The organism is Ramlibacter sp. AN1133, from assembly GCF_037890035.1.
Classification (GTDB): Bacteria; Pseudomonadota; Gammaproteobacteria; order Burkholderiales; family Burkholderiaceae_C; genus Ramlibacter.
The window spans coordinates 1-17,917 of the sequence record NZ_JBBKTQ010000036.1 but is presented as its reverse complement, the minus strand read 5'-3'; the positions used below and the strand labels follow the sequence as shown (position 1 = coordinate 17,917).

Sequence of the window (17,917 nt, the reverse complement as noted above, 5' to 3'; positions counted from 1 at the left end):
TCTCCGGTCGTTGTGCATGCCAGTGTAGAGGAGAAGATGCGAGCCCCCACGCTCGTCACTGCGTGTACTCGCTGGCCCCCGGGGGGGCTGGCCCGCCTGGGGGCGGCCCGGCGGCGGGCCCCCGGCGTTATGCTCACTGTCCATGAAGCTGTACAACTACTTCCGCTCCTCCGCTTCCTTCCGCGTGCGCATCGCGCTCGAGCTGAAAGGGCTCGCGTACGAGTACCTTCCGGTGCACCTGGTCAAGGGCGAGCACCGGCAGGAGAAGTACACGGCCGTGTCCGCTTCGCAGCTCGTGCCGGCGCTGGAAACCGACGATGGCCATCTCCTGAGCCAGTCGATGGCGATCATCGAATACCTGGACGAGACCCATCCCGAGCCGCCCCTGCTGCCGCGCGATGCGCTGGGCCGCGCCCGCGTGCGCGCGCTCGCCCAGCTGATCGCCTGCGAGATCCATCCGCTGAACAACCTGCGCGTGCTGAAGTACCTCACGCGCGAGCTCAAGGTGGAGGAGGCGGCGAAGAACACCTGGTACCGCCACTGGGTGCGCGACGGGCTGGAGAAATTCGAGCAGGAGCTCGCGCGGCTGCCCGCGGGCACCTACTGCTGGGGCGACACGCCGACGCTGGCCGACTGCTGCCTGGTGCCGCAGGTCTTCAACGGCAAGCGCTTCGACGTGGACTTCGGCGGCCTCACCCGCACCATGGCGGCCTTCGACGCCTGCATGCGGCATCCCGCGTTCCAGAAGGCGCAGCCTTCGAGCTGCCCGGACAACGAGGCATGAGCGTCGCCGGGCCGCCCCAAGACGCGAAGGCCCCCTCGGGGGGCAGCGCACTCCACGCAGTGAGAAGCGTGGGGGCTCGATGACGCCGGAGTGGCCGGCGCCGGCGGGCGTGCGGGCGTTCTGCAGCGAGCGTGACGGGGGTGTCTCCGCCCCTCCCTACGACACGCTGAATCTCGGCGACCACGTCGGCGACGACGAAGCGGCGGTGCAGGAGAACCGGCGCCGCTACGCTGTCACCCTGCAGGCGCGCCCCGTGTTCCTCAAGCAAGTGCACGGGCAGGGCGTGGTGCGGCTGGACGCCGCGACGCCCGACCAGGCCGAAGCCGACGCGTGCTGGACGACTGAGCGCGGCGTCGCCTGCACGATGATGGTCGCGGACTGCCTGCCGGTGCTGCTGGCGGACCGTCGGGGAACGATCGTCGGGGCTGCCCACTGCGGCTGGCGCGGCCTGGCCGGTGGGGTGCTGGAAGCCCTCTGGACGCAGATGGCGCCGACGGCAGGCGCAGCGCGGGACGCGATCGCGTGGATCGGCCCCTGCATCGGACCGGATGCCTTCGAGGTCGGCCCCGAAGTGCGCGCGGCCTTCCTGGCGCAGGACACCTCCGCCGCGGACCTGTTCCGCCCGCACGCCGAGGGCAAGTTCCTCGCCGACCTGCCGGCCCTCGCGCGCCGGCGCCTCGCTGCAATGGGCATCACCGCGGTCCACGGCAACGACGGCTCGCGCCGGTGGTGCACCGTGGCCAATGCCTCAAGGTTCTTTTCGCACCGGCGGGACCGCGTCAGCGGCCGTTTCGCTGCTTCCGTCTGGCTCGCCTGAGGCCTGCGCCGCCGCCGCCGCGGCGGCTTCCCTGCGCCGGCGCGCGGCCCGCCGCGCCGGCCGCCCCATCAGATACACGAGGAGAGCGACAGGACCCGCGCCATAGAGTAAAACCGTGAACACGGCACCGAGCAGGGTGCCGTTCGGGTGGCTGGCTTCGGCGACGCCCATCATCAGCGCCACGTAAGTCCAGGCGATCACGATCAGGTACATCGAGGTACCACTCGGATAATGTTGCGGCGCAACATGGATGATGGGATACTCCGGGTTTCCCCGAATAAGACAATAGGAGACATCGGATGAATTCTGACGTGGACTGGGCGTCGCAGGCCAAGCAATTCCAGCAGGAATTGGGCAGCCAGTGGGCGCGGGCCCTGCAGTCGTTCCAGCAGGTCGCGGTGCCGACCGCCGCCTCCAGCCTCCCCAGCCTGACCTTCTCGCCGGACAAGCTGCAGGAACTGCAGCAAGCCTATGTCCGCGAAGCCTCCGAACTATGGAACGCAGGCCTGTCCGACCGGCCTTCCCCCTCCGACAAGCGCTTCGCCAACGATGCCTGGTCGCGCAACCCGGTGGCGTCGTTTTCCGCCGCGGTCTACCTGCTCAATGCGCGCACGCTGCTGGCCCTGGCCGAAGCGGCGGAAACCGATACCAAGACCAAGGCGCGGCTGCGCTTCGCCGTCGAACAGTGGATGGCCGCCTCCGCCCCCAGCAACTTCATGGCGCTGAACGCCGAGGCGCAGCAGAAGGCGCTGGAAACCAAGGGCGAAAGCATTGCCCGCGGGGTGCAGAACCTGCTGGCGGACCTGCAGCAGGGCCATGTTTCCATGACCGACGAAAGCGCCTTCGAGGTCGGCCGCAACGTGGCCACCACCGAAGGCGCCGTGGTCTTCGAGAACGAGCTGTTCCAGCTGATCGAATACAAGCCGCTCACGAAGCAGGTGTACGAGCGTCCGTACCTGGTGGTGCCGCCCTGCATCAACAAGTTCTACATCCTCGACCTGCAGCCCGAGAACTCGCTCGTGCGCTATCTGTCCGAGCAGGGCCACCGCACCTTCGTCGTGAGCTGGCGCAACCCGGATGCCTCGCTGGAAGGCAAGACCTGGGACGACTACATCGGCGACGGCCTGCTCAAGGCCATCGAGGTGACGCAGGACGTCGCCAACGCCAAGCAGATCAATGCGCTGGGCTTCTGCGTCGGCGGCACGCTGCTCGGTACCGCGCTGGCCGTGCTGGCCGCGCGCAAGGAAAAGCCGGTGGCCTCGGCCACGCTGCTCACCACCTTCCTGGACTTCACCGACACCGGCATCCTCGATGTCTTCATCGACGACGCCTTCGTGCAGTTCCGCGAGATGCAGATGGGCAAGGGCGGCCTGCTCAAGGGCCAGGAGCTCGCCTCCACCTTCAGCTTCCTGCGCCCGAACGACCTGGTGTGGAACTACGTCGTGGGCAACTACCTGAAGGGCGAGACGCCGCCGCCCTTCGACCTGCTGTACTGGAACAGCGATTCGACCAACCTGCCGGGGCCGATGTACGCCTGGTACCTGCGCAACACCTACCTCGAGAACAATCTCGTGAAGCCGGGCCAGTGCACCGTGTGCGGCGAGAAGGTGGACCTGGGCAAGGTCGACATCCCGGTGTTCGTCTACGGTTCGCGCGAGGACCACATCGTGCCGATCGCCGGTGCCTATGCCTCCTTGAAGCACCTGCCCGGCAAGAAGCGTTTCGTGATGGGCGCCTCCGGCCACATCGCCGGCGTGATCAATCCGCCCACCAAGAACAAGCGCTCGTACTGGACCAACGACAAGCTGCCCGAGACCTACGACGAATGGCTCAAGGGCGCCAAGGAGCATCCAGGCAGCTGGTGGCCCGAATGGGCCAACTGGCTCAAGCCGCACGGCGGCAAGCAGGTTCCCGCGCCCAAGACGTACGGGCGCGGCACGAAGTACAAGGCCATCGAGCCAGCACCGGGGCGGTACGTCAAGGCGAAGGCTTGAGAGCCGCAGCGCCCCCACCCCAACCTTCCCCCGAAAGGGGAGGGAGACAAGACAAGAAACCACAGGCCTTCCCGCAAGGGAAGGAGGAAGCCAGGCCCTCCAGTCAGGGCGTCATAGCCACCCAGTCCCCACAAGGATGAACCCCATGGAAGACATCGTCATCGTTTCCGCCGCGCGCACCGCCGTCGGCAAGTTCGGCGGCTCGCTCGCCAAGATCCCCGCCACCGAACTGGGCGCCATCGTGATCAAGGAGGTCCTGGCCCGCGCCAAGATCGATCCGGCGCAGGTCGGCGAAGTGATCATGGGCCAGGTGCTCGCCGCGGGCGCCGGCCAGAACCCGGCGCGCCAGGCGCTGCTGAAGGCGGGCCTGCCCAAGGAAGTGCCCGGCCTGACGATCAATGCCGTGTGCGGCTCCGGCCTGAAGGCCGTGATGCTGGCGGCCCAGGCCGTGGCCTGGGGCGATGCCGAGATCGTGGTGGCGGGCGGCCAGGAGAACATGAGCGCCGCGCCCCACGTGCTGATGGGCTCGCGCGACGGCCAGCGCATGGGCGACTGGAAGATGCAGGACACCATGATCGTCGACGGCCTGTGGGACGTCTACAACCAGTACCACATGGGCGTGACGGCCGAGAACGTGGCCAAGGAACACAACATCGACCGCGCTGCGCAGGATGCCCTGGCGCTGGGCAGCCAGCAGAAGGCGGCCGCCGCGCAGGAAGCCGGCAAGTTCAAGGACGAGATCGTCCCCGTGTCCATCCCGCAGAAGAAGGGCGATCCGATCGTCTTCAACAGCGACGAGTTCATCAACAAGAAGACCAACGCCGAAGCGCTGGCCGCACTGCGGCCCGCCTTCGACAAGGCCGGCAGCGTGACGGCCGGCAATGCCTCGGGCCTGAACGACGGCGCCGCCGCGGTGGTGGTGATGAGCGCGAAGAAGGCCAAGGAACTGGGCTTGAAGCCGCTGGCCACCATCAAGGCCTTCGGCACCACCGGCCTGGACCCGAAGACCATGGGCATGGGCCCGGTGTCCGCCACCAGGAAGGCGCTGCAGCGCGCCGGCTGGAAGGCCTCCGACGTCGACCTCTTCGAGCTGAACGAGGCCTTCGCCGCCCAGGCCTGCGCGGTCAACAAGGCGCTGGACATCGACCCGGCCAAGGTCAACGTCAACGGCGGCGCCATCGCCATCGGGCACCCGATCGGTGCGTCGGGCGCGCGCATCCTGGTCACGCTGCTGCACGAGATGCAGCGCCGTGGAGCGCGCCGCGGCGTCGCCGCGCTGTGCATCGGCGGCGGCATGGGGGTTTCCCTCGCGCTCGAACGCGCCTGAGCGCCTAGATTCGATTGCCCCACCAAACTTCAAAAGGACGAGACATGGCTCAGAAAGTTGCATACGTGACCGGCGGCATGGGTGGCATCGGTACCGCGATCTGCCAGCGCCTGCACAAGGACGGCTTCAAGGTGATCGCGGGTTGCGGCCCGACGCGTGACTTCGACAAGTGGCTGGGCGAGCAGAAGGCGCTGGGCTACACGTTCTACGCCTCCGTCGGCAACGTCGGCGACTGGGACTCCACCGTGGCCGCCTTCGCCAAGGCGAAGGCCGAACACGGCGCGATCGACGTGCTGGTGAACAACGCCGGCATCACGCGCGACCGCATGTTCCTGAAGATGACGCGCGAGGACTGGGACGCGGTCATCGAGACCAACCTGAACTCGATGTTCAACGTGACCAAGCAGGTCGTGGGCGACATGGTGGAAAAGGGCTGGGGCCGCATCATCAACATCTCGTCGGTCAACGGCGAGAAGGGCCAGGCGGGCCAGACCAACTACTCCGCGGCCAAGGCCGGCATGCACGGCTTCTCGATGGCGCTGGCGCAGGAACTCGCGAGCAAGGGCGTGACGGTCAACACGGTCGCCCCGGGCTACATCGGCACCGACATGGTCAAGTCCATCCGCCAGGACGTGCAGGACAAGATCGTGGCGACCATTCCCGTCAAGCGCTTCGGCGAGCCGAGCGAGATCGCCTCGATCATCTCCTGGCTGGCGGGCGAGGAAAGCGGCTATTCGACCGGTGCGGAGTTCTCCGTCAACGGCGGCTTGCACATGAACTGAGCGACGGCGACGTCGCGACGGGGCCCGCTTCGGCGGGCCCTTTTCGTCTTGGCTCGACCCGGAGGCCCCTAGCGCTTGGCTTCTACGAGGTCCTCGATCACGAGGTGCCGATACCGCTGGCCGTACGAGATCGGCAGCTCCTTCAGCACGTCGAGCACGTGCTCGGAGGCCATGCCGGCGTTGGCGTGCACGATCAGCGCATGGTGCCCCTCGTGGGCCAGCATGCGGAAGCGCCGCGCGGTGTCGGCCTCGGTGCCGACCGAGGGCAGCAGCATGTCGTCGTCTTCATCGGTCGCGCCGGTGATCTGGCGCTCGAACTCCTGCGGCGACGCGACGGACAGGGCGTCCTCGGAGACCCCGTCCTTGCGCAGCAGTTCGCAGGCCCGCCGTGCATCCTCGGCGGTCGGGAACATCAGGACCATGTGGCCGGTGGGATAGAACACGCCCCGCATGTTGGTCATGCCGGTGCCAAGGCTGAACGGCTTCATCTGCAACTCCTTCGGAGAGGGCAGCGAAAGCATAGGCGCGCCGAGCCGGCCGCGCGGCAAGACCACGCGGCCGGCAGGGGAGCCGGCGCGGCTTACTCGACGACGTCCTCGATGACCAGCTTGCGGTACTTCTGGCCGAAGGACATCGGCGTGTCGCGCAGGATCTCCATCACGCGGTCGGAGTGCTCCTGGTCGGGCGCGTGGACGAACAGGCCGTGGTGGCCCTGCGCGACCAGCTCGGCCATCTTGCGCACGGTGTCGCCTTCGGTGCCGGCCGAGGGCAGGATGCCGTCGTCGCCCTTGGAGCCGGCGATCTCGCGCTGGAAGTCCTGCGGCGTCATGAACATCAAGCGGTCCTCGGCGACGCCGGCGCCGGCAAGCTTGCGGGCGGCCTCGCGCGCGGGCGCCTCGCCCGGGAACAGCAGCACCATCCACCCGGTGGGGTAGAACGTGCCGCGCATGGTCTTCATGTCGGAGCTGAGCTGAAAAGGCCTCATGCCTGATCCTTCCTTGGGTCTTTTCCCCATTGCAGCGCGCACGGCCGGGCTTGGCTGTAGTCGCCGGGGGACGTTGCCGGTAGGAAGCGGCCGGACAGGGCCGGGGCAGCGAACTGGGACAATGCGGGGGTGACATTCGATCCGCGCAACTGGCGCATGTCGGTCGCGCCCATGATGGACTGGACGGACCGGCACTGCCGCTACTTCCATCGCCTGCTGAGCCGCCGCACCCGCCTCTACACCGAGATGGTGACCACCGGGGCGCTGCTGCACGGCGACGTGCCGCGCCACCTCGACTTCGACGCCTCCGAGCATCCCGTGGCGCTGCAGCTGGGCGGCAGCGAGCCGGCCGACCTGGCCCGCTGCGCGAAGCTCGGCGTGGAGTGGGGCTACGACGAGATCAACCTCAACTGCGGCTGCCCGAGCGAACGCGTGCAGCGCGGCGCCTTCGGCGCCTGCCTGATGGCGGAGCCGCAACTGGTGGCCGACTGCGTCAAGGCGATGGTCGATGCGGTCGACGTGCCCGTGACGGTGAAGCACCGCATCGGCATCGACAAGGTCGAGAGCTACGAATTCGTGCGCGACTTCGTCGGCACGGTGGCCGAGGCCGGCTGCCGCGTGTTCATCGTGCACGCGCGCAACGCCTGGCTCAAGGGACTCTCGCCCAAGGAAAACCGCGAGATCCCGCCGCTGCGCTACGAGCTGGTGCACCGGCTCAAGCGAGACTTTCCGCAGCTGGTGATCGCGATCAACGGCGGGATCACGGAGGACGCGGTCGTGCTGGCGGAGCTGTCGCAACTCGACGGCGCCATGATCGGCCGCGAGGCCTACCACCATCCGTGGTGGCTGGCGCGCTGGGACGCGCTGTTCTACGGCCAGGCCCCTTCGGGGCTGCGGCGCGAGCAGGTGGAAGAGGAGATGGTGCGGTACATGGAGCGGGAACTGGCGCAGCGCGGCACCCCGTGGTCGTCCATCTCGCGGCACATGATGGGGCTGTACAACGGGCTGCCGGGCGCGCGGCGGTGGCGGCAGGTGTGGAGCGACCATCGGTTGAAGGGGGAGACAGCGCGGGAGGTGATGCGGTTGGCGCATGAGGGGGTGGCGCTGGTGGGGGGCTGAAGGCCTGGGTGGCCGGGCGCGGGGAGCGCCCCCACCCCAGCCCTCCCCCGGAGGGGGAGGGAGAAGAAACCCGTGGGGCGGCGAGCGGAGAATTGCTTTAGACTTAAACAATCGAGGTCTGGAGCAAGCATGAACATCGTCTGCATCGGCGGGGGGCCTGCGGGGCTGTACTTCGCCTTGCTCATGAAGAAGCAGGATCCCTCGCACCGCATCCGCGTGGTGGAGCGCAACCGGCCGTACGACACCTTCGGCTGGGGCGTCGTGTTCTCCGACCAGACGCTGGGCAACCTGCAGGCGGCCGATCCCCAGACGGCCGGCGAGATCCTCGGCGCCTTCAACCACTGGGACAACATCGAGGTCAACATCCGCGGCCACCGCATCGTCTCGGGCGGCCACGGGTTCTGCGGCATCGGCCGCAAGCGCCTGCTGAACATCCTGCAGCGTCGCTGCGAGGCGCTCGGCGTCGAACTGGTGTTCGAGACCGACGTGCAGGGCGACGAGCAGTTCCCCGACGCCGACCTGATCATCGCCAGCGACGGCCTCAACAGCCGCATCCGCACGAAATACGCCGAGACCTACCAGCCGGACATCGACGTGCGGCGCAACCGCTTCGTCTGGCTGGGCACCCACAAGCGCTTCGACGCCTTCACCTTCGCCTTCGAGGAGACGCCGCACGGCTGGTTCCAGGCCCATGCCTACCAGTTCGACGACGAGACCTCCACCTTCATCGTGGAAGCGCCGGAGGAGGTGTGGCTCGCGGCGGGCGTCGACAAGATGGACAAGGAAGAATCGATCGCCTTCTGCGAGCGCCTGTTCGCGAAGTACGTCGATGGCCGCGGGCTGATGTCCAATGCGGGCCACCTGCGCGGATCCTCCCAGTGGATCAAGTTCCCGCGGGTCGTCTGCCGCAGCTGGGTGCACCACAACGGCCGCGCCCCCGTGGTGCTGATGGGCGACGCCGCGCACACAGCGCATTTTTCCGTCGGCTCGGGCACCAAGCTGGCCCTCGAGGACGCGATCGAGCTGGCCCGCTGCATCGGGTACTTCCCCGGCGACCTGGCGCACGCGCTGCGCCAGTACGAGGCGCTGCGCGGCGTGGAGGTGCTCAAGATCCAGAACGCGGCGCGCAACTCCACCGAGTGGTTCGAGAACGTGCGGCGCTACGTGCACCTGCCGCCGCAGCAGTTCGCCTATTCGCTGCTCACGCGCAGCCAGCGCATCAGCCACGAGAACCTGCGGCTGCGCGATCGCGAATACGTGGAGCGCTACGAGGACTGGATCGCCCAGCGCTCGGGCACCCGGCGCGCGCCCGAACGCCAGCCCATCCCGCCGATGTTCACGCCCTTCACGCTGCGCGGCGTGACGCTGAAGAACCGCATCGTGGTCTCGCCGATGGCGCAGTACTCCTGCGTCGACGGCATGCCGGCCGACTATCACCTGGTCCACCTGGGGGCCCGCGCCATGGGCGGGGCCGGCATGGTGGTCGCCGAGATGACCTGCCCCAGCCCCGACGCGCGCATCACGCCCGGCTGCCCGGGCCTGTGGAACGCGCAGCAGCGGGATGGCTGGAAGCGCGTCGTGGACTTCGTGCACGGCCACACCGACGCGAAGATCGCCATGCAGCTCGGTCACGCCGGCCCCAAGGGCTCGACCCGCGTTCCGTGGGAGGGCGAGGACCTGCCGCTGGCCGAAGGCAACTGGCCGCTGCTGTCCGCCTCGCCGCAGCAATACATCGACGGCGTGAGCGACTGGTCGCGCCCCATGACGCGCGCCGACATGGACCGGGTGCGCGAGGACTTCGTGCGCAGCGCCCGCTTCGCCTCCGAAGCCGGCTTCGACTGGCTGGAGCTGCACTGCGCGCACGGCTACCTGCTCTCCAGCTTCATCTCGCCGCTGACCAACCAGCGCACCGACGACTACGGCGGCACGCTGGAAAACCGGCTGCGCTACCCGCTGGAAGTGTTCCGCGCGCTGCGCGCCGTGTGGCCGCAGGACCGGCCGATGTCGGTGCGCATCTCGGCGCACGACTGGGTGGAAGGCGGCATCACGCCGGACGACGCGGTGGAGATCGCGCGGGCCTTCAAGGACAGCGGCGCCGACCTGATCGACTGCTCCTCCGGCCAGGTGAGCAAGCGGCAGCAGCCGGTGTACGGCCGCATGTACCAGACGCCGTTTGCCGACCGCATCCGCAACGAGGCCGGCATCGCCACCATGGCGGTCGGCGCGATCTCGGAGGCCGACCACGTCAACAGCATCATCGCGGCCGGCCGGGCGGACCTGTGCGCGATCGCCCGGCCGCACCTCGCCAACCCCGCATGGGCGCTGCAGGAGGCCGCCAAGATCGGCTACCACGACCTCGAGTGGCCCAGGCAGTACCTGTCGGGCAAGACCCAGCTCGAACGCAACCTCGAACGCGAAAAGGCCCAGGCCCAGGAGACGGTGCATGAACGATTCAACTGAGCGCGTCGATCCGGCGCTGGCGGCGGGCAACCGCAAGGCGCTGGCCGGCTACCGACCCACCCACTTCCTCTGGCAGGCGCAGGAGGGCGTGGCGACCATCACGCTGAATCGCCCCGAGCGCAAGAACCCGCTCACCTTCGACTCCTATGCGGAGCTGCGCGACCTGTTCGGGCAGCTGCGGTACGCGACCGACGTGCACGTGGTCGTGATCGTCGGGGCGGGCGACAACTTCTGCTCCGGCGGCGACGTGCACGAGATCATCGGACCGCTGGTGCGGTTGCAGGCGCCCGAGCTGCTGATGTTCACGCGCATGACGGGCGACCTGGTCAAGGCGATGCGTGCCTGCCCGCAACCCATCGTGGCGGCGGTGGACGGCGTGTGCGCCGGCGCCGGCGCGATCGTCGCCATGGCCTCCGACCTGCGGCTGGGCACCGCGCGCAGCAAGACCGCCTTCCTGTTCAACCGCGTCGGGCTGGCGGGCTGCGACATGGGCGCCTGCGCCATGCTGCCGCGGATCATCGGGCAGGGCCGCGCGAGCGAGCTGCTCTTCACCGGCCGTTCGATGACGGGCGAGGAGGGCGAGCGCTGGGGCTTCTTCAACAAGCTGTGCCTGCCGGAGCACCTGCCGGAGCAGGCGCAGGCGCTGGCCCGCGAGCTGGTGCAGGGCCCCACCTTCGCCAACGGCATCACCAAGACCATGCTGCACCAGGAATGGGCCATGACCATCGAGCAGGCGATCGAGGCCGAGGCGCAGGCCCAGGCGCTCTGCATGCTCACGCAGGATTTCCGCCGCGCGTACGAGGCCTTCGTCGCGAAGCAGAAACCGCGCTTCGAGGGGAACTGAAGTGCCGGACCACGCGTACCTGGAGTGGCCCTTCCTGGAGGACAGGCATCGCACGTTCGCCGCGCAACTGGAGGACTGGGCGGCCGCGCATGTCGCCCACGCGCACGCCGGGGACGTAGCCGCGGATTGCCGCCGCCTCGTGCGGCTGCTCGGTGACGCCGGCTGGCTGCGCCATGCGGTGGGCAGCATCGACACGCGCGCGATCTGCCTGGCGCGCCAGATCCTCGCGTACCACAACGGCCTGGCGGATTTCGCCTTCGCGATGCAGGGCCTCGGCTCGGGCGCCATCAGCCTGCAAGGCACGCCCGAACAGAAGGATCGCTACGTGCCGCGGGTGGCGCGCGGGGAGGCGATCGCCGCCTTCGCGCTGTCCGAGCCCGAGGCCGGTTCGGATGTCGGCGCCCTGCAGTGCGCTGGCCGCATCGAGGGCGATCATGCGGTGCTCGATGGCGAGAAGACCTGGATCTCCAACGGCGGCATCGCGGACTTCTACGTGGTGTTCTGCCGCACCGGTGAAGCGCCCGGCACGCGCGGCATCTCGGCCTTCATCGTCGACGCGGACACGCCGGGGCTGGAGATCGCCGAGCGCATCGAGGTGATCGCGCCGCACCCGCTGGCGCGGCTGCGCTTTCGCGGCTGCCGGGTGCCGCTGGCGCAGCGCATCGGCGCGCCGGGCGAGGGCTTCAAGGTGGCGATGCGCACGCTGGACGTGTTCCGCACCTCGGTGGCCGCGGCGGCGCTGGGCTTCGCCCGCCGTGCGCTGCACGAGGCGCTGGCGCACGCGACGCAGCGCAGGATGTTCGGGCAGGCGCTGGCGGACTTCCAGCTCACGCAGGCGAAGCTCGCGCAGATGGCCACCACCGTCGAAAGCTCCGCGCTGCTCGTCTACCGGGCCGCCTGGCTGCGCGACCGGGGCCGCACCGTCACGAAGGAAGCGGCGATGGCCAAGCTGGCCGCCACCGAGGGCGCGCAGCAGGTGATCGACGCGGCCGTGCAGATGCACGGCGGGCTGGGGGTCAGGCGCGGCCAGGTCGTGGAAAGCCTGTACCGCGAGATCCGGGCATTGCGCATCTACGAAGGGGCCACCGAGGTGCAGCAGCTGATCATCGGCCGCGAACTGCTCAAGGAGATGCGAACATGATCCGCCAAGCCGTGCTCCCCGAGGGCTGGCCGCGCCCGAAGGGCTATGCCAACGGCGTCGTCGCCCAGGGCCGCATGCTGTTCATCGCCGGCATGATCGGCTGGGACGCCCAGGGGCGCTTCGCGAGCGACGACTTCGGCGCCCAGGCGCGCCAGGCGCTGCGCAACGTCGCCGAGGTGCTGCGGGCCGCCGGCGGCAGCGGCGAGCACGTGGTGCGCATGACGTGGTACGTGACGGACAAGCGCGAATACCTGGCCGCCACCCGCGAGATCGGGCGGGCCTTCCGCGAGACGATCGGCAATTACGCGATCGCCATGACGGCGGTGGAGGTGCGCGCCCTGATCGAGGACCGGGCCAAGGTGGAGATCGAGGCGACGGCGGTGCTGCCCGACGCCTGACCGCCTCCCGGCGCGCGCTGCCCCGCGTCGCAGCGCGCGCCAGCTCGGCGGCGGCACCTGATAATGGCGGCGAGAGAGGAGCCGCTCTTGCAAGAGGACCTGCCTTCCCGCTGGCCGCCGGCCGACAAAGAGGACAAGCCGGTGCGCGAATTCGCGCAGGGCTTCGCCGACGCCCACCGGCAGAAGATCTTCCTGGGCCTGTCGATCGCGGGCACGGTGCTGCTCGGGCCGTTCACGGTCAACAACTTCATCCAGGGCCGCGTCGTGCTGGGCATCGCCACCAGCGTGTTCATGGCCTGCCTGCTGACCAACGCCCTGGCGATCGCCCGCGGCCGGGTTCCGCTGGTGCCCGTGTGGGCGATGTTCGTCGCCTCGATGTTCGGGCTGGCCACCGCGATCCATGACAACGGCCTGATCGGCATCTTCTGGGTCTACCCCGGCATCCTGCTGTTCCACTTCATGCTGCCGGTGCGGCAGGCGAACATCTTCAACGTCGCGATGGTCGCCATGACCGTTCCCCTGGCGTGGATGCACCTGGGGCCCGCGCTCACCGCGCGCGTGGCGGTGACGCTGACGCTGGTGGTGGTGTTCGCCAACCTGTACTCGCGCATCGCCGATGCCCAGCACGCCAAGGAATCCGAGCAGCGCGAGCGGCTGGACGCCCTGATCCGCCAGCTGGAAGACCAGAACAAGGCCCTGCGCGAGGCCTTCCGCCTGCGCGAGGAGGTGGAGCGCATCGCGCGGCACGACCTGAAGACGCCGCTGGCCAGCATCGCTTCGATCCCGCGGCTGCTGCGCGAGCGCCGTCCGCCCGACCCGGTGGAGGACGAACTGCTGGGCACCGTGGAGCGTGCCGCGCTGCGCGTGCTGAGCATGGTCAACCTCTCGCTGGACCTGTACCGCATGGAGGCCGGCAGCTACCGCCTGCGGGCCCAGGCCGTGGACCTGGCGGGGCTGGTGAACACGGTGGCCCGCGAGCTGCACCCGCATGCCCGCTCCAAGAAGGTGCGGCTGGTGATCGAGCTGCCGCCCGAGCCCCTGTACGCCAAGGGCGAGGAGCTGCTTTGCTATTCCACGATCGCCAACCTGCTGAAGAACGCGCTGGAAGCCTCGCCGGAAGGGTCGGACGTGCGCGTGAAGCTGCGCCTCGCGCCGGGGGCGGGGGGCGAGTCGGTGGCGCTGGACATCACCAATGCCGGCGAGGTGCCGCGCGAAGTCCGCGACCGGTTCTTCGAGAAGTACGCCACCCACGGCAAGCGCGGGGGCACCGGGCTGGGCGCGTATTCGGCCCGCCTGATGGCGCAGGTGCAGCGCGGCGACCTCGTCATGAGCGCGCGCCACGGCACGACGACGCTGTCGCTGCGCCTGCCGCCCTGGCGCGCGCCCCTGCCGGCGCCTTCGCTCGAGTCCGCGGCCACCGGCATGCCGCGCGCGCAGGTGCAGGCGCAGGCGGCGAACGCGGCGCAGCCCCTGCCGGAGCTGTCCGTCCTCCTCGTCGACGACGACGAGTACAACATCGTCGTCCTGAAGAACCTGCTGCCCAGCCCGCCGCTGGCCGTGCGCACCGCCGTCAACGGGCGCGACGCGCTGGACCTCGTGCGTGCCTCGCGCCCCGACGTCATCTTCCTGGACCTGCAGATGCCGATCATGGGGGGCCTCGAAGCCGCGCGGGAGATCCGCGCGCTGCAGAAGGAGCGCGGCGAGGCGCCGAGCTTCATGGCGGCCTTCTCGGCCCACGACGACGAGGCCACGCGCCAGGAGTGCCTGGACGCCGGCTTCGACCTGTACCTGGCCAAGCCGGCCTCGCGCGAGGAGGTGCTGGCGGTCCTGCGGCGCGAGGATCCGTCCGTGGTCCACGCCGTGTCCGCGCCGGTGCCGTTGCTGGCGAGCGGGGAGGGCGCGCCGCCGCAAGCCATCCCGCTGGCGCCACCGGGGCGCGTCTGGGTCGAGCCCGGCCTCATGCACCTGATGCCCGAATTCCTGTCGTCGCGCCGCAAGCTGGCCGAGACGCTGGTGAGCGCCGCGCGCGACGGGGAGCGCGAGACCGTTCGGGTAACGGCCCACAAGCTCGCCGGCAGCCTTGCGATGTACGGCTTCAAGGAGGCGAGCCGGGTGAGCCTCGAAGTGGAGGCGGCCGCGCACGACGGCGACCTGGCGCAGCTGCGCTCGCGCTGCGAGGCGCTGGTGGAGATGATCACCAAGGTGGAGCCGGTGGCGCGGCCGGCGTGAGCCGCGCGCGGCCCGGCCTCAGGCGGCCGCTTCCAGCCCGCTCCTGAAATGCAGCTGCATGCGCTCGCGCGCGGCCTCGGCGTCGCGCTGCTCGATCGCCTCCATCACCGAGCGGTGCTCCGCCAGCGACTCCTCGATCCGCCCCGACTTGAGCAGCGAGTGGTGCCGATTGAGCTTCATCACCTTGCGCAGGTCCGCCACCATCTGGTTGCGCCAGCGGTTGCTGGCGATCTCGAGCAGGCGCATGTGGAAACGCTCGTTGAGCGCGAAGAAGCGCGCGCGGTCCTTCACGGCGGCCTCCAGCTCGCGGTGCAGCTTCTGCAGTTCCTTGCGCTCCGCCTCGGTGGCGCGTTCCGCCACGACGGCGGCCGCGTCGCTTTCGAGCAGGGCGAGCAGGTGGTAGACCTCGGCGAGGTCGCGTTCCGACACTTCCGTGACGTAGGCCCCGCGCCGCACCTTCATCGTCACCAGGCCCTCGGCGGCCAGCACCTTCAGGGCCTCGCGCAGGGGTGTGCGGCTGATGCCGTACTCCTGCGCCAGCCTGACCTCGTCGATCCAGCTTCCCGGCTCCAGCTCGCGGCTGAAGATCCGCTGCCGCAGCAGCTCCGCCACCTCCTGGTAGAGGGCGCGGGGGGCGAGGGCTTCAGCGGTCATGGATGCGATTCTAGGGCGTCGGAAATTCTTTATCAATAATTATGAATGAGGTAAGATGGCGCCGCCGTGGGAACAGCCCCCGGTTCCACAGGAAGCGTCCATGAGCCCCGCCCAGCCCGAATTCAAGCCCGTCTCCCTCGAGGAATGGAAGAAAGCCGCCGCCAAGTCCGCCCCCGGCGGCAAGGTGGAGGCGCTGAACTGGCACACGCCGGACGGCATCGCCGTCAAGCCCCTGTACACGGCGCAGGACCTGCAGGGGCTGCCGTACGCCGACACGCTGCCCGGCTTCGCGCCCTTCCTGCGTGGCCCGCAGGCCACGATGTACGCGGCGCGGCCCTGGACGATCCGGCAGTACGCGGGCTTCTCCACCGCGCAGGAATCCAACGCCTTCTACCGCAAGGGCCTGGCCGCCGGCGGGCAGGGCGTGAGCGTGGCTTTCGACCTCGCCACCCACCGCGGCTACGACAGCGACCATCCGCGGGTGGTGGGCGACGTCGGCAAGGCGGGGGTGGCGATCGACTCGGTGGAGGACATGAAGATCCTGTTCGACGGCATCCCGCTCGACAAGGTCTCGGTGTCGATGACCATGAACGGCGCGGTGCTGCCGGTGCTGGCGGGCTACGTGGTGGCGGCGGAGGAGCAGGGCGTGTCGCAGGACAAGCTCTCGGGGACCATCCAGAACGACATCCTCAAGGAGTTCATGGTCCGCAACACGTACATCTACCCGCCGGAGCCCTCGATGCGGATCGTGGGCGACATCATCGAGTACACGGCGCGCAACATGCCGAAGTTCAACTCGATCTCGATCTCCGGCTACCACATGCAGGAGGCGGGGGCGAACCAGGCGCTGGAGCTGGCCTTCACGCTGGCCGACGGCAAGGAGTACGTGAAGACGGCGACGGCCAAGGGCCTGGACGTCGACGAGTTCGCCGGGCGCCTGTCCTTCTTCTGGGCGATCGGGATGAACTTCTACCTCGAGATCGCCAAGATGCGCGCCGCGCGCCTGCTGTGGTGCCGGATCATGCAGGGCTTCGGCGCCAAGAACCCCAAGAGCCTGATGCTGCGCACGCACTGCCAGACCTCGGGCTGGTCGCTCACCGAGCAGGACCCGTACAACAACGTCGTGCGCACCGCGATCGAGGCGATGGCGGCGGTGTTCGGCGGCACGCAGTCCCTGCACACCAACAGCTTCGACGAGGCGATCGCGCTGCCCACGGAGTTCAGCGCGCGGATCGCCCGCAACACCCAGCTGATCATCCAGGAGGAGACGCACATCACCAACGTGATCGACCCCTGGGCGGGCAGCTACATGATGGAGCGGCTGACGCAGGACATGGCGGATGCGGCCTGGAAGATCATCGAGGAGGTGGAGGCCATGGGCGGCATGACGCGCGCCGTGGACTCGGGCTGGGCCAAGCTGAAGATCGAGGCAGCGGCGGCCGAGAAGCAGGCGCGCATCGACGCCGGCCGCGACGTGATCGTCGGCGTCAACAAGTACAAGCTGGCCAAGGAAGACCACGTCGAGATCCGCGAAGTCGACAACGTGATGGTGCGCGAGCAGCAGATCGCGCGCTTGAAGCAGATCAAGGCCACCCGCGACGGCGGCAAGGTGCACGCCGCGCTGGAGGCGCTGACGACGGCCGCCCGCACCGGCGACGGCAACCTGCTGGATCTGAGCATCCAGGCGATCCGCCTGCGCGCGACGGTGGGCGAGGTGAGCGATGCGCTCGAGAAGGTGTTCGGGCGCCATCGCGCCGATACGCAGAAGGTGACCGGTGTGTACGCAGCAGCCTATGAATCCGCCGAAGGGTGGGAAAGCCTCAAGTCCGAGATCGCGCAGTTCGCCGAGCAGCAGGGCCGCCGGCCGCGCGTGATGATCGCCAAGCTGGGGCAGGACGGGCACGACCGCGGTGCCAAGGTCGTCGCGACCGCCTTCGCCGACCTCGGCTTCGATGTCGACATGGGCCCGCTGTTCCAGACGCCGGAAGAGTGCGCCCGGCAGGCGATCGAGAACGACGTGCATGCCGTGGGCATCAGCACGCTGGCCGCCGGCCACAAGACGCTGGTGCCGGCGATCATCGCGGAGCTGGAGAAGCAGGGCGCCGACGACATCGTCGTGTTCGTGGGCGGCGTGATCCCGCAGCAGGATTACGAATACCTGTACAACGCCGGCGTCAAGGGCATCTATGGTCCCGGCACTCCGATCCCGGCCAGCGCGAAGGACGTGCTGGAGCAGATCAAGCAGGCGGTGGTGCGCTCGTGATGATCCGCTGTTCTCCCTCCCCCTCCGGGGGAGGGCAGGGGTGGGGGCGCTCCGTCGCCCGAATGCGCGCCATGCGTGGGGGGGGCCCCCCCCCCCCCCCCCCCCCGGGGGGGGGCGGCC

The 17,917-nt window shown here is 69.1% G+C and carries 15 protein-coding genes; 12 read left to right on the top strand and 3 right to left on the bottom strand.

All coding sequences use genetic code 11. The annotated features are described in order from the left end of the window. The first annotated feature begins 142 nt into the window (after positions 1-142). From maiA to phbB, 5 genes are all read left to right on the top strand, one after another. Positions 143-784 carry a maleylacetoacetate isomerase gene (gene maiA / locus WG923_RS28340; protein ID WP_340354388.1) on the top strand — a complete coding sequence of 214 codons (642 nt, stop codon included), beginning with the start codon at positions 143-145 and terminating at the stop codon, positions 782-784. A 79-nt stretch (positions 785-863) separates the two neighbouring features. Next, on the top strand, positions 864-1,601 hold the full coding sequence (gene pgeF, locus WG923_RS28335; protein ID WP_340354387.1) for a peptidoglycan editing factor PgeF: 738 nt from the start codon (positions 864-866) through the stop codon (positions 1,599-1,601). Positions 1,602-1,900: 299 nt separating this feature from the next. Continuing rightward, entirely contained in the window at positions 1,901-3,595 is a 1,695-nt protein-coding gene (locus tag WG923_RS28330) for a PHA/PHB synthase family protein (RefSeq protein ID WP_340354386.1), read from the top strand. Positions 3,596-3,740: 145 nt separating this feature from the next. Beyond that, positions 3,741-4,922 (top strand): acetyl-CoA C-acetyltransferase, encoded by a 1,182-nt coding sequence (locus WG923_RS28325; RefSeq protein WP_340354385.1) that lies wholly within the window; start codon positions 3,741-3,743, stop codon positions 4,920-4,922. Positions 4,923-4,966: 44 nt separating this feature from the next. Further along, positions 4,967-5,704 carry an acetoacetyl-CoA reductase gene (gene phbB, locus WG923_RS28320; RefSeq protein ID WP_340354384.1) on the top strand — a complete coding sequence of 246 codons (738 nt, stop codon included), beginning with the start codon at positions 4,967-4,969 and terminating at the stop codon, positions 5,702-5,704. A 68-nt stretch (positions 5,705-5,772) separates the two neighbouring features. On the opposite strand, the gene WG923_RS28315 is transcribed toward phbB, so the two are convergent. Both WG923_RS28315 and WG923_RS28310 read right to left on the bottom strand, forming a co-directional pair. After that, entirely contained in the window at positions 5,773-6,192 is a 420-nt protein-coding gene (locus tag WG923_RS28315; RefSeq protein WP_340354383.1) for an RNA-binding protein, read from the bottom strand. A 92-nt stretch (positions 6,193-6,284) separates the two neighbouring features. Then, positions 6,285-6,689 carry an RNA-binding protein gene (locus tag WG923_RS28310; protein WP_340354382.1) on the bottom strand — a complete coding sequence of 135 codons (405 nt, stop codon included), beginning with the start codon at positions 6,687-6,689 and terminating at the stop codon, positions 6,285-6,287. 156 nt (positions 6,690-6,845) lie between these two features. On the opposite strand from WG923_RS28310, the gene dusA reads away from it, so the two are divergent. The 6 genes from dusA (at position 6,846) to WG923_RS28280 (ending at position 14,880) form a co-directional block, all read left to right on the top strand. Next, complete coding sequence (dusA, locus tag WG923_RS28305) at positions 6,846-7,808, top strand: tRNA dihydrouridine(20/20a) synthase DusA (protein ID WP_340354420.1); 963 nt, start codon at positions 6,846-6,848, stop codon at positions 7,806-7,808. A 129-nt stretch (positions 7,809-7,937) separates the two neighbouring features. Further along, positions 7,938-10,268 (top strand): bifunctional salicylyl-CoA 5-hydroxylase/oxidoreductase, encoded by a 2,331-nt coding sequence (locus WG923_RS28300; protein ID WP_340354381.1) that lies wholly within the window; start codon positions 7,938-7,940, stop codon positions 10,266-10,268. Beyond that, complete coding sequence (locus WG923_RS28295; RefSeq protein ID WP_340354380.1) at positions 10,252-11,112, top strand: enoyl-CoA hydratase family protein; 861 nt, start codon at positions 10,252-10,254, stop codon at positions 11,110-11,112. The genes WG923_RS28300 and WG923_RS28295 overlap by 17 nt, the downstream gene beginning before the upstream one ends. Position 11,113: 1 nt before the next feature. After that, a complete protein-coding gene (locus tag WG923_RS28290; protein ID WP_340354379.1) occupies positions 11,114-12,253 on the top strand; it encodes an acyl-CoA dehydrogenase family protein in 1,140 nt (379 codons plus the stop codon). Then, the gene (locus WG923_RS28285) at positions 12,250-12,651 is read left to right on the top strand and encodes a RidA family protein (RefSeq protein WP_340354378.1); all 402 of its coding nucleotides are present in this window, start codon (positions 12,250-12,252) and stop codon (positions 12,649-12,651) included. Before WG923_RS28290 ends, WG923_RS28285 begins: the two co-directional genes overlap by 4 nt. Before the next feature lie 87 nt (positions 12,652-12,738). Beyond that, complete coding sequence (locus tag WG923_RS28280; RefSeq protein ID WP_340354377.1) at positions 12,739-14,880, top strand: response regulator; 2,142 nt, start codon at positions 12,739-12,741, stop codon at positions 14,878-14,880. An 18-nt stretch (positions 14,881-14,898) separates the two neighbouring features. On the opposite strand, the gene WG923_RS28275 is transcribed toward WG923_RS28280, so the two are convergent. Then, positions 14,899-15,534: a GntR family transcriptional regulator gene (locus tag WG923_RS28275; protein ID WP_340354376.1), complete on the bottom strand. Its 636-nt coding sequence runs from the start codon at positions 15,532-15,534 to the stop codon at positions 14,899-14,901. A gap of 100 nt (positions 15,535-15,634) precedes the next feature. On the opposite strand from WG923_RS28275, the gene scpA reads away from it, so the two are divergent. Further along, positions 15,635-17,797: a methylmalonyl-CoA mutase gene (scpA, locus tag WG923_RS28270; protein ID WP_340354375.1), complete on the top strand. Its 2,163-nt coding sequence runs from the start codon at positions 15,635-15,637 to the stop codon at positions 17,795-17,797. Positions 17,798-17,917: the final 120 nt, after the last annotated feature.